General features: G+C 40.2%; 12 protein-coding genes and 1 tRNA gene. 12 read left to right on the top strand and 1 reads right to left on the bottom strand.

Features of this window, described 5'->3' with window-relative positions; all coding sequences use genetic code 11:
- Positions 1-7 precede the first annotated feature (7 nt).
- The 11 genes from RTW14_RS05615 to RTW14_RS05565 all read left to right on the top strand — a co-directional run bounded on the left by RTW14_RS05615 (position 8) and on the right by RTW14_RS05565 (position 8784).
- A complete protein-coding gene (locus tag RTW14_RS05615; protein ID WP_312648715.1) occupies positions 8-289 on the top strand; it encodes a EutN/CcmL family microcompartment protein in 282 nt (93 codons plus the stop codon).
- 27 nt (positions 290-316) lie between these two features.
- Entirely contained in the window at positions 317-1669 is a 1353-nt protein-coding gene (locus RTW14_RS05610; protein WP_312648714.1) for a 4Fe-4S dicluster domain-containing protein, read from the top strand.
- Between the two features lie 5 nt (positions 1670-1674).
- Positions 1675-2214, top strand: coding sequence for a BMC domain-containing protein (locus RTW14_RS05605; RefSeq protein ID WP_312648713.1), 540 nt, complete (start codon positions 1675-1677; stop codon positions 2212-2214).
- Between the two features lie 48 nt (positions 2215-2262).
- On the top strand, positions 2263-3501 hold the full coding sequence (locus tag RTW14_RS05600) for an ethanolamine utilization protein EutH (protein ID WP_312648712.1): 1239 nt from the start codon (positions 2263-2265) through the stop codon (positions 3499-3501).
- 15 nt (positions 3502-3516) lie between these two features.
- Positions 3517-3966, top strand: coding sequence for a cupin domain-containing protein (locus RTW14_RS05595; RefSeq protein WP_312648711.1), 450 nt, complete (start codon positions 3517-3519; stop codon positions 3964-3966).
- A gap of 206 nt (positions 3967-4172) precedes the next feature.
- Positions 4173-4997 (top strand): ethanolamine utilization protein EutJ, encoded by an 825-nt coding sequence (gene eutJ / locus RTW14_RS05590; protein ID WP_312648710.1) that lies wholly within the window; start codon positions 4173-4175, stop codon positions 4995-4997.
- A 169-nt stretch (positions 4998-5166) separates the two neighbouring features.
- Positions 5167-5240: transfer RNA gene (locus RTW14_RS05585), tRNA-Gly, on the top strand.
- A 280-nt stretch (positions 5241-5520) separates the two neighbouring features.
- Positions 5521-5979 (top strand): RNA polymerase sigma factor, encoded by a 459-nt coding sequence (locus tag RTW14_RS05580; RefSeq protein ID WP_312648709.1) that lies wholly within the window; start codon positions 5521-5523, stop codon positions 5977-5979.
- Positions 5976-6725 carry a hypothetical protein gene (locus RTW14_RS05575; RefSeq protein ID WP_312648708.1) on the top strand — a complete coding sequence of 250 codons (750 nt, stop codon included), beginning with the start codon at positions 5976-5978 and terminating at the stop codon, positions 6723-6725. The genes RTW14_RS05580 and RTW14_RS05575 overlap by 4 nt, the downstream gene beginning before the upstream one ends.
- Positions 6701-7570: an ABC transporter ATP-binding protein gene (locus RTW14_RS05570; protein WP_312648707.1), complete on the top strand. Its 870-nt coding sequence runs from the start codon at positions 6701-6703 to the stop codon at positions 7568-7570. The genes RTW14_RS05575 and RTW14_RS05570 overlap by 25 nt, the downstream gene beginning before the upstream one ends.
- Positions 7567-8784: an ABC transporter permease gene (locus tag RTW14_RS05565; protein ID WP_312648706.1), complete on the top strand. Its 1218-nt coding sequence runs from the start codon at positions 7567-7569 to the stop codon at positions 8782-8784. Before RTW14_RS05570 ends, RTW14_RS05565 begins: the two co-directional genes overlap by 4 nt.
- 315 nt (positions 8785-9099) lie before the next feature.
- Here RTW14_RS05565 and RTW14_RS05560 read toward each other — a convergent pair whose 3' ends face one another.
- Positions 9100-9411 carry a DUF898 family protein gene (locus tag RTW14_RS05560; protein WP_312648705.1) on the bottom strand — a complete coding sequence of 104 codons (312 nt, stop codon included), beginning with the start codon at positions 9409-9411 and terminating at the stop codon, positions 9100-9102.
- A gap of 250 nt (positions 9412-9661) precedes the next feature.
- Between RTW14_RS05560 and RTW14_RS05555 the strand changes: the two genes are divergently transcribed.
- The gene (locus RTW14_RS05555; RefSeq protein ID WP_312648704.1) at positions 9662-11929 is read left to right on the top strand and encodes a vitamin B12-dependent ribonucleotide reductase; all 2268 of its coding nucleotides are present in this window, start codon (positions 9662-9664) and stop codon (positions 11927-11929) included.
- Positions 11930-12131 lie beyond the last annotated feature (202 nt).

Below are 12131 nucleotides of genomic sequence, written 5' to 3'. Positions count from 1 at the left end.
CACTTATATGAAGGTAGCAAAGGTTATTGGAAACATTTGGGCAACTAGAAAAGAAGAAAGTTTGTCAGGAATAAAACTGATGATTCTTAAGCCAATTGATGTTTTAGATGAAAAAAATTCCTTTAGTCCAATTGTTGCTGCAGACATTATTGGAGCGGGAGTTGGTGAAATTGTTTTGTACGTCTCAGGAAGCTCAGCACGAAGCGCAGTCGGGGATGCAGCAATACCGGTTGATGCTACAATTGTAGGAATTGTAGATGATAAGGAAATCAATGAAAATGTACTTTAAAAGGTAGAGGACGTGTAACGAGGTGAGATGATGAACCTGATAGAGACAGTAAAAGATGCTGGAATAGTTGGTGCAGGCGGTGCAGGGTTTCCTACCCATGTAAAGATTTCTGCAAAAGCCCAAGTATTTATAATAAATGCAGCAGAGTGCGAGCCTTTAATTGAAACGGATAAATATTTAATGAGAACATTTCCAAATGAAATTTTAGAGGCAGCGCAAATTGTAGCTGAGCATTTAGGAGCAGAGCACAAAGTAATAGCTTTAAAGAGTAAGTATCAAAAGGAAATACAAGCATTACAAAAGGCTATAAATGAAACCAGCTCCTCGTTTAAATTGGTGATGATGAACTCGTTTTATCCGGCAGGTGATGAGCAGACCTTAGTGCAATTGGTTACAGGGCGCAGTGTACCAGAAAGGGGATTGCCGCTGGACGTAGGTGCGGTAGTCAGCAACGTGGGTACTATGTTAAATGTATACCAGGCATTAAAGGGAAATCCAGTTACAGATAAGTACCTTTCAGTAGTGGGAGAGGTGGCACAGCCAATTATGCTTCATGTTCCCCTTGGAACAACTTTACAGGAGTGTATTAACCAAGCAGGCCCCACATTGGCAGAATATGATATTATCGTGGGAGGACCCATGATGGGAAAGGTATATAGAGGAAACAATATTCAAGGTTTAACGGTGACAAAGACTACAGGAAATATTCTTGTACTGCCTAAAAATCACTATTTAGTAAAGTGCGCAGAACTTCCACTTCCGTCTATTATAGCCCAGACGAAAAGCGCTTGTGTTCAATGCAAAATGTGCACTGATATGTGTCCAAGATATTTAATAGGGCACAAAATTCGACCCAATATGGTTATGAGAAATATGTATAGAGAAAAATTAATTGTGGATGACAGCGAGTATGAGGTGGCATTTGGTGACGCTGCCAACTGTTGTGACTGCGGAGTATGTGAGATGTTTGCTTGTCCTATGGGGCTTTCTCCACGTAAAGTAAATAGTTATGTAAAAGGACAGTTAGCAGGCCGTGGACTGAAACCCGCATCGAATAAAGCACCAGTAGCATTAGAAGAACTGTTATATAGGCGGATTCCTACAGAGAGATTAGTGGCCAGATTGGATTTGATGAATTATTTTAATGCACATGCCGATGATTGTGTATCCATAGAACCTGAGTGTGTTTCAATTTTAATGAAACAACACATTGGAGTGTCAGGAGACGTGTGTGTAACTGTTGGTGATAAGGTGCAAAAAGGAGACTTAATGGTAAAGGCAAAAGAGGGGGCACTTTCTGCAAATGTACATGCAAGTATAAAAGGCAGAATCACATCAGTTGATGGTGAACGAATTGTCATTAACAAAGAGAAGGAGTAGGCGCTATGGCAAATGCAGTAGGTATGATTGAATTAAATAGTATCGCCAGGGGAATTGAAGTTTGTGATTTTATGATTAAGGCAGCGCAGGTGAATGTACTTCGGGCTTCCACAGTATGTCCTGGAAAGTATCTGGTTGTTATTGGGGGAGAGACAGGTGCAGTAGAAGCATCTATGAAGGATGGTCTGAAAAGAAGTGGCGCTCATGCGGTTGATACATTGTTTATCCCTAATATTAATGATCAGGTAATCCCTGCTATATATATGACAAATCCTGTTGGGACATTAGGTGCTGTTGGTGTATTAGAGTTTTATTCAATAGCGTCAGCAATTACTGCAGCAGATGCAGCGGTCAAGGCGGCTAATATCACATTAATTGAGATACGTATGGGGTGTGCCATAGGTGGAAAAGGCATGGTTACATTCACGGGTGATGTAGGTGCAGTCCGGGCAGCTGTAGCGGCGGCTGAAAATGTATCGGAACTATTGGTAGGCAGCACCGTAATCCCAAGACCATCTCCAAAACTATTAGAGAGCTTGCTGTAGCAGGAGGGTTACAGCAATATGGGTAATAAATGATACAGGAGGAAAGATATGTTTGATGAATTAATAAATGCTTTTGATGTGTCGGTGTTGACGGAAAGTCTGCATGCATACATCGGAAATTTAACAGTAAACTCGGTTATTGTAACAATTATGACAATCTTCATGTTAGTAGGCGCAATTGATAAAATTCGAGGAAATAAGCTTGGATACGGTGAACAGTTTGATGAAGGGTTCAATGCCATGGGACCTTTGGCATTAGCAATGGCTGGTGTTGTTGCAGCAGCTCCGGTATTATCTATTTTATTAAAGCCAATCATTTCACCAATCTATACATTGGTTGGGGCAGACCCTTCTATGTTTGCAACGACTTTGCTAGCGTGCGATATGGGAGGTTACCCGCTGGCAATGCAGCTTGCAGCCAATGATACCCTAGGGAATTTTTCAGGATTAATTTTGGGATCTATGATGGGACCTACTATAGTATTTACCATCCCAGTAGCGCTGTCCATTATTAAAAAGAAGGACCGTCCTTATCTGGCAGCCGGCATTTTGGCAGGTTTGATTACGATTCCAATCGGTTGTATTGCTGGTGGTCTTGTGATGAATATTACACCATATAAAATCAGCCTTATTACTATTTTAATTAACTTAATTCCAGTTATTGTTGTGGCTGGTTTAATTGTACTTGGTCTTTGGTTTAAGCCAGCAAGTATGATTAATGGATTTAATCATTTTGGAACTGCAGTAACTGTTATTATTACTATATTTACAGCAATTGCAATCTTTGAATATGAAACAGGAATCATGCTTCCGTTGTTTGATATTATGGTAGACCCAGATAAGAATGGCGGAGTAAATGGACTAGAATCCGGTCTGCTGGTCTGTGGTCAGATTTCTTGTGTATTAGTTGGTGCTTTCCCAATGGTTAAGTGGATAACAAAGACATTTGGTACTACTTTAGAGAAGGTTGGTGGTCATCTAGGTATGAATGATACAGGATCTGCAGGTATGGTTGCTACTCTTGCAAATAACATTGCTATGTTTAATATAATGGGTGACATGAATCCAAAAGCTAAGTTAATGAACGTAGCCTTTGCTGTATCAGGTGCATTTGTATTTGGAGATCACTTAGGATTTACGGCAGGTAATAATCCGGAAATGATTTTCCCAGTAGTTGTTGGTAAACTTACTGCGGGTATTACTGCTTTGGTATTAGCAAATATCTTAGCACCAAAGCTTCTTAGCAAAATTGAATCCACAGAAGAAGAAGAACAAATGATAGCATAGGATAGGAGAATAATTATGAATATTAGTGAAGAATTGGTAAAGGCAATAGTAAAAGAATTGCTAGTACAGGCAACAGCTAAAGCCAATGGGGAATTTAAAAAAGAAACGGATAAAAACAGCGGCATCTTAGTTGTACGTGGTGACACTGTAAAGACAGAAGCTTTTGAAGGCAGGGAGGATGTAAAGCTAAAGGACATCGTATCTTTAGAAGAAGCACCAAGAATGGGGGCTGGCATCATGGAACTTGTTGATGGTGCAGATTTTGAATGGACACTTACATATGATGAGTTTGATTATGTCATTGATGGAACTTTAGACATTAAGATTGATGGCGGAAATGTGATTCGTGGCAACAAGGGGGATATCATACTCATTCCTAAAGGCAGCCACATCCATTTTAGTACACCTAATAACACTAGATATGCATATTTTGTATATCCAGCAAATTGGCAGGAATTAGCATAGTAAAAATACTTCTTTCATATCAGACTTTGAGTTTAATGGGGCAGATAGGTATATCTGGCCCATTAAATCTCTTGGAAAAAGGAAATTATGGAATGTAGTTTCGTGGCAAAAAATTATTTTGTATTGCAAAGAAAAATAAAGCAATTTATAATGAGCATATTAAAGGATAATAATGGTACAATACTAGGATGAAAGGCAATGAAGATATGATGGATTTAAAAAGAGTAAATGAATATATGGAAAGAGTAGAAAAATCACAAAGTATGACTTTTCAGCCTGTTGGAAGCAAGCTTAAGGTTGGTCTTGATCTGGGTACTGCGTATATCGTAATAGTGGTGCTTGATGAGGAGAATAATCCAGTTGCCTGCGAAAAAAAAGCTGCATCTGTACTTAGAGATGGTATTGTTTACGACTATACAGGAGCGTTGAATATTGTAAAGGAATTAAAGGCAAAATTAGAACAGCGTTTAGGCGGCAGAGAGCTAATTAATTGTGCTATTGCCATGCCTGCAGGAACAGACTCTAGTATTAAGACGCACAGCTATGTAGCAGAGGGTGCGGGTTTTGAAGTGACTAATATTCTTGATGAACCTACAGCTGCAAATTCTATTTATCAAATAGAGAACGGGGTTGTTGTGGATATTGGAGGTGGCACAACTGGACTAGCTATCTTAAAGAACAAGAAGGTGGTACAGATTGAAGATGAACCCACCGGGGGAACTCATGTATCTTTAGTTCTGGCAGGAAATTATCATATATCTTTTGCAGAAGCAGAAGTTATAAAGCAAGATTATAGCAAACACAAAGAAATTTTTCCAGTAGTAAAAGCAGTTATTGAAAAGATGGCCACTATCGTTAAAAAATATGTCAATCCAAAAGAAGTGGATACGATTTACCTTTGTGGAGGAACGTGTTGCTTGACTGGAATTGAAAAAATATTTGAAAAGGAAACAGGATTGACTACTATTAAACCTGATAATCCGTTTTTAGTAACTCCTGCTGGCATCGCAATGAATTGTGAAGCAAATTAGATAAGTAGAATGGAAGAGTCTGCGGACTCTTTTTTTATGTAAATAATGAAGCAAATAGTTGTAGAAAAAAATTCTAGTATTTACAGAAGGGGTAATAAGGAGTATAATTTATTTGGAATTGTTTACAAATATCTTTTAGATTATGTAGATAAGAAAAATGTGAATATATGCAGGCATAGTTTAGTGGCAAAATATCAGCTTCCCAAGCTGAGGTTGCGGGTTCGATTCCCGCTGCCTGCTCCAAACAATAATAATCCAAACTTTGTACCTATTTGGGCTTAGGTTGGATTATTGCTTTATTCAATGATTTGTAGTTTAAATAGAGGCTGGCGTTATGAATTTTCTTAGTGAATATTCATAGCATTAGCCTCTGTTTTTTTATTTAGATATCAAAGGGAATTTGATTTTGAAATGCTGTTTTTTAATGAGAGAATTGTGAAAATAAATATATTAAAATAAATTTACCATTTGATCCGCACATTTAAGGCTAATAAAACGTTAAACATTTGAGAGGAGGTTTTTAATGTCAATACATATGCAAGAACAATACGATAAAATCTATCGCTATTGCTATTATAAGGTAAAGAATTCTGTTTTGGCGGAAGACCTCACTCAAGAAACCTTCTTAAGATATTTTACTCAAAATTTCTATATTGAACGCGGAAAAATGCTGGCGTATCTTTATACAATAGCAAGGAATCTTTGCATAGATTCTTTCCGTAAAGTCCAGCTGGAAACACTGAACGATGATGTACCAGATACAGACCACTTTGAACAACTGGAACTTAGTATCGTTCTACGGCAATCACTTAAAACACTGCCTGAACAGGAACAGGAATTGCTGCTTTTACGGTATGTCAACGAACTTTCCGTTGGAGAGATTGCTTCTATTATGGGGATTTCACGTTTTTCTGTTTACCGAAAGACAAATTCTGCAGTAACATTTTTAAAAAAATTATTAAGGGAGGAGGACTTTCTATGAATAAAAAACTCAAGAAAGCATTGAAGGCAGCTTTTGAAGCACCATGCCCGTCAGATATGGAACGTTTTCTGAAACAACTGCGCTATCCTAAAATCAATTATCAGGAATTTATATTTGACCAGCTCCACTATATCCGCAAGCGGATATGGGTAGCTTCCGCTTTGATTGTTTTTCTGGGCTGGATTATTGCTTTCCGATTACCAGCGTTCCAATGCTGGAATCCTGATGGAATAAAAATTTGGAGCATTTCCGCTGCCCTTCCATTTCTGGCAATGATAAGCGTTACAGAAATCTACCGTTCCGCTGCTTACTGTATGTCAGAGTTGGAGGGAAGCTGTCGGTTCAGCCTGTTGCAGATTGTTATGGCACGGATAAGTATTCTGGGGGTGGTAAATTTTGTTGTTCTGATATTGATCCTTATTTTTATAAATCAAGTATCAGCATACAGCCTGTTGCAAATCGTTTTTTATTCAATCGTACCATATCTTGTTGTCTGTTCAATTTGCCTACGACTGCTGAATCGAACACGTAGTTCGGAGGGGATCTATGCTTGTGCAGTCACAGCAGGAATCGTTAGTGCAATCAGTATTCTTTGTGAAAGTACGGCAAAAGTCCTTTATTCGAGTACCTACCTGAATATCTGGTTAATACTTTTTGTATCCTGTTCAGTGCTTATTGGAATTCAGATGCGTAAATTAGTCAAACAAATGGAGGAAAAACAATGGAACTTAAACTTGATCGAGTGATAAAACATTACGGAAACAAAATTGCCTGCGACCGTATTTCAATTAATTTTCAAAGCGGGGTTTACGGACTTCTTGGGGCGAATGGAGCGGGAAAAACCACTTTGATGCGCATAATGTGCGGTGTGTTGGCACCGACTTCCGGAACCATCCGCTTTAACAATATTGACGTCAGCAATGAGGATTATCGTGATGCATTGGGATACCTACCGCAGGATTTTGGGTATTATCCTGAATTTTCTGCTCTGGATTTTTTGCTTTATATTGCCGCCTTAAAAGGATTGCCAAAAACAAAAGCAAGGGAAAAGGCATGGGAGCTTTTGGAACAGGTATCCCTTGAAAAAGAAGCCAAGAGGAGAATCAAGACTTTTTCCGGGGGTATGAAGCAACGGCTGGGTATTGCACAATCCATGCTGAATGATCCTCAAATATTAATTTTAGATGAGCCGACCGCCGGCCTTGACCCCAAGGAGCGCGTACGTTTTCGTAATTTAATTTCGCGTCTTGGAACTGACCGCATCGTATTACTTTCCACACACATCGTTTCCGATATAGAACATATTGCAAATACGATCCTTGTGATGAAAGACGGACAACTCATTCATCAGGGAACGCGAGATGAAATCATACAAACGATTGACTGTAAGGTTTGGGAGTGTACTCTGCCCCAATCCGAGGCAGATATTCTGTGTGAAAGATATCCGGTTATTAATTTGCGTCAGGAAAGTACCGAAAAGATATTCCTGCGTTTGGTTTCGGATGAAAAACCATGTACTTCGGCGTTAAGCGTACAAGCGACATTAGAAGATTTATATTTGTATTATTTTAGTGAGGTGAATGAACAATGAATGGATTCTGGGATCTAGTCGGATTTGAATATAAAAAGATTTTGTGTAAGAGAAGCGTACAAGTTGCCCTGCTTCTTGCTGCCTTCCTTATAGCGTTCAGTGTTGTTGGTACGCTTATTGGAAGCTATTATGTGGATGGCGAACCCTATGAATCCAATTATGACGCAATGGTCAAGGATAGAGCATATGCTCGTGCGCTGTCGGGACGCTCGCTGGACACAGAGCTGATTATGAAGACGGTCAATGCCTACGCGCAGATTCCGGAGGCAGATGTTTATCAGTCTACGCAGGAATACCAAACTATTGCGCGCCCCTACAGCCCGATTTACGGAACGATCCGCAGTGTTTTCAATACGGCCTCCAAACGCTTTAATATGGAGGATTTTCAAGTGTTTACCGAAGCGCAGGCGGATGGCTATTACAGCACCCGGCTGGAAAAGCTGGAACAGTCTGTCCAGCAAACGCAGATGGGAGACAAAGCCAAGGAGCGGATACTGGCTTTGGATGAGCAAGTTAAAAAACCCTTTACATTTTCTTATACGGATGGCTACACCCGCTTTTTTGTAATGGTCAATACGCTGGGGCTATTCTCGGCGTTTGTCATAGCGGTTTGCATGGCGCCGCTGTTTTCCGGAGAATACAGCTCTGGTGCGGATCAGCTCATCTTGTCCTCCAAGAGGGGGAAGAACAGACTCATTTCCGCAAAGCTTTTTACTGGCTTTTCTCTGGCGGCAATCTTTGGTCTGGTTCTGCTTGCGCTCGCCTTTTGTCTGTCTCTGGCTGTATTTGGTGCGGAGGGCGGGAATGCGCCTTTGCAGCTTTATTTAATCCTGTGTCCGTATTCGCTGACCATGGGACAAACAGTGCTGCTGCTGACGGTTGTCAGCTTGTCTGCCTACCTGATGACGGCGGCGATTACCATGTTGCTCTCCGCAAAGCTGAAATCTTCCTTTGGCGTAATTGTTTTGGTGAGCGTATTACTGATTGCCCCCATGCTGGGCAGCGTTTCGGAAAAGAATATACTGCTCTATAACCTGTATCACCTTTTCCCCACGCAAATGACCTCTCTTGCATCAGTGGTGGATATGATTCAATATGAATTCGGGAGCTTGGTTATTCATCCTTATGTGTTTCTGCCCTTGTTTGCGATTGCAGTCAGTGTTCTGCTGACCCCATTAGCCTATCGTTCCTTTAAAAATCATCAAATTGGTTAAATGGACACGAGTTAAGGAGGTGGTTCAATTTGAACCACCTCCTTGCTCATATATCATTGAGATTCTTTTCCAACCTCTTGGATTTACCGCTGTTTACATTCAGCAAACTCCCGCTGTTCTTCCTGACTTTATGGCTTGGATTTACAGTAAATCGAGCACTAAAAGTACAACAATTCCTAGTCATTATAGTTTTAATAGCAATGGTAACATCAGAATGTAGATTGTCGTTTTGTGATTTCAATAAAAAAAATACCCTTAAAGGCTTGTGCTTTAAGGGTAGAAATAAAACAATATGTTTAAATTATGTATATGCATTTAAGCAAAGTGAGTATGGTTTGCTTTCCATTTTTCCAGCGCAATTCCAAGCCAAAAACTATAAATACCGATTGTAACAATACATAAAAGTAACCATTTAATCCAATTTCCAAATAATCCAACAGCTGTTCCTTTAAAGCTTAGCCTTTTACCTTCAATTACTGTGTGATTAGTTTTCCAACCGTATATCATACAGAGTGCCCAAGGGTAACAAATACCAAGAGTACATGTAGTGATTAACCCTCCTAGTATAGTCCAGCCTATTAATTGTAAGAGCCCTCCATCAAAATAAGATTTTTCAACATTTTCCATTTCTATTTCTCCTTTGAATAAATTAAGTCTATATTTATAATATCAGAAAAAATGAAATATTTGTCAAAATGTGTTGATTTTACAAAAATATTTCATAATTATAAAAAAATCTATAGGACTTACGCTTAAAATGTTCAATATTATCTTTAAACATCACAATAATCTCAACCCAATATATTGACAATTCGAATCGTGATGATACAATATATGGTATATAACGTTTAAAGTTAAACAAAAGGAGAAATAAAAAATGAAAATTACTGAAAATGCCCGCGCAGTTTTAGAGCGTCGGTATCTGTCCCGGGACACACAAGGTCAGCTTACGGAGACAGTGGAGGGACTTTTCCGCCGAGTTGCTACTGCTATTGCTGCTGCTGACCTTAATTATAATCCAGCTGCTGATGTATCTGCTATGGCAGATCGATTTTATGACATGATGGTAGAGCTGGAATTTTTACCTAATTCCCCCACGCTGATGAACGCAGGACGCCCATTAGGGCAGTTGTCAGCTTGCTTTGTGCTGCCAGTAGCTGATTCCATGGAAGCTATTTTTGATGCGGTTAAGAATGCAGCTCTCATTCATAAAAGCGGTGGAGGAACGGGTTTTTCCTTTTCAAGGTTACGGAGGAATGGTGCAGCGGTGAACTCCACTGGGGGTGTAGCCAGTGGCCCTATTTCCTTTATGAAAGTATTTAACGCAGCTACAGAAGCTGTGAAGCAAGGGGGAACCCGGCGAGGTGCCAATATGGGGATTCTACGAGTGGATCACCCGGATATTATGTCTTTTATCACTTGCAAGAATGATAAAAATGAGCTTACAAACTTTAACATCTCAGTGGGTCTCACCGAGGCATTTATGAAAGCGGCAGAAAACGGAAGAGAGTACGATTTAGTGGACCCTGCGACCAAAGAGATTACTGGTCAGCTTAATGCTAAAGATGTGTTTAATACCATTGTTAGCTCCGCTTGGCAGACTGGTGAGCCCGGCATCATCTTTCTTGACCGCCTTAACAGTGACAACGTAGTACCTGGGCAGGGAGAGATTGAGTCCACCAACCCATGTGGAGAGCAACCCTTATTACCATATGAGTCCTGCAACTTAGGCTCAATAAATCTTGTAAAACACCTGAAAGTAGAGAATGGGCGATATACTTTAGATAGTGATAAGCTAGCCATAACAATACGTGACGCAGTACATTTCCTAGATAATGTCATTGATGTCAACGTGTATCCGCTAAGCGAGATTGAACGAGTTACCAAACTTACTCGGAAAATTGGCCTGGGTGTAATGGGTTTTGCAGACATGCTTCTATATATGGGTATACCATATAACAGTGAGGAGGGCGTTGCACTGGGAGGAAAAATTATGGAAATGGTCAACACCATTGGCCATGAAGCAAGCATAAAGCTGGCGGAAATCAGAGGTGCATTTCCGCTCTTTGAGGAAAGTATCTTTAAAAATGGTGAACCTTTGCGCAATGCCACCATCACTACCATTGCGCCCAATGGCACTCTATCCATTATTGCAGGGGTTTCATCAGGAGTAGAGCCAGTGTTCGCCTATGCTTATATTCGTAACGTCATGGATGAAACTCACTTAATCGAGATTAACAGTACTTTAAAGGAACGACTAATGGAGGAAAACCTATATTCTGACCAGGTAATGGAGAAAATTGTGGAGCATGGTACTCTGGCCGATGTGGATGGCATCCCAGAAACGCTGAAGAAGATTTTTGTATGTGCTCATGATGTGGATCCGTTGTGGCATGTAAAAATGCAGGCACAATTTCAGAAATATACAGACAATGCAGTCTCCAAAACGGTGAACTTTTCTAATTCCGCAACGGAAGAGGAAGTAGCTGAAGTTTATCAGCTGGCGTATTCTCTGGGGTGTAAAGGTATCACCATTTACCGGGATGGCTCTCGGGACGGGCAGGTGCTGAATATAGGTAAGGTTAATGAGAAGGAATCTAAGGAGGAGTGCAGCCACGAGGACAGCACAATTAAGAATGATGTTATTACTCCACGTCCACGACCAAATATTACAAGGGGATTTACCGAAAAAGTGAAGATTGGATGTGGTAATTTGTATATAACAGTCAATTATGATGAGAACGGTATATGTGAGGTATTCACTAATACGGGGCGTACCGGCGGCTGTCCGTCCCAATCTGAGGCCACTGCACGTCTGGTATCCATCGCATTGCGTAGTGGCATTAGCAGTGAGGCTTTGGCAGAACAACTTAAGGGCATCCGTTGTCCATCGACTATACGCCAGAAAGGAATGAGTGTCACCTCATGCCCTGATGCTATTGCCAAGGCCATTGAGAGGGGAGTTAAAGCTTCACATGCGGATACTTTAACTTTAGACGGGCTTGAGGTTCAAGCCATGACAACACCGCCGATCTCTCTTGCGGAAACTTTGTATGCCAGATATTGCCCAGAGTGTGGCAATAAGCTGGAGCATGAAGGTGGTTGTGTTACATGTCGTAATTGTGGTTATTCCAAGTGTGGTTGAATAGCATTTTTGCATACTAAACAGCATTAAAAGTGCATAAAAAATATTAAAAAATGTCCCTTATGGTACATGGTAATATTATAAAATTATACTGATAGGAAAATAAGTGTTTTCTCCTTTGAGCCACGCGGTGTAAGTTTATCTGATTTTAAATACCGCGTATGGTTAAGAGATAAAATCAGTGACAGCCTGAAATAGACAG

It is taken from the genome of Aminipila sp. (assembly GCF_032051575.1).
GTDB lineage: Bacteria > Bacillota > Clostridia > Peptostreptococcales > Anaerovoracaceae > Aminipila.
Note: the sequence above shows the minus strand (reverse complement) of the source record. Positions and strands in the feature narration are given on the sequence as shown.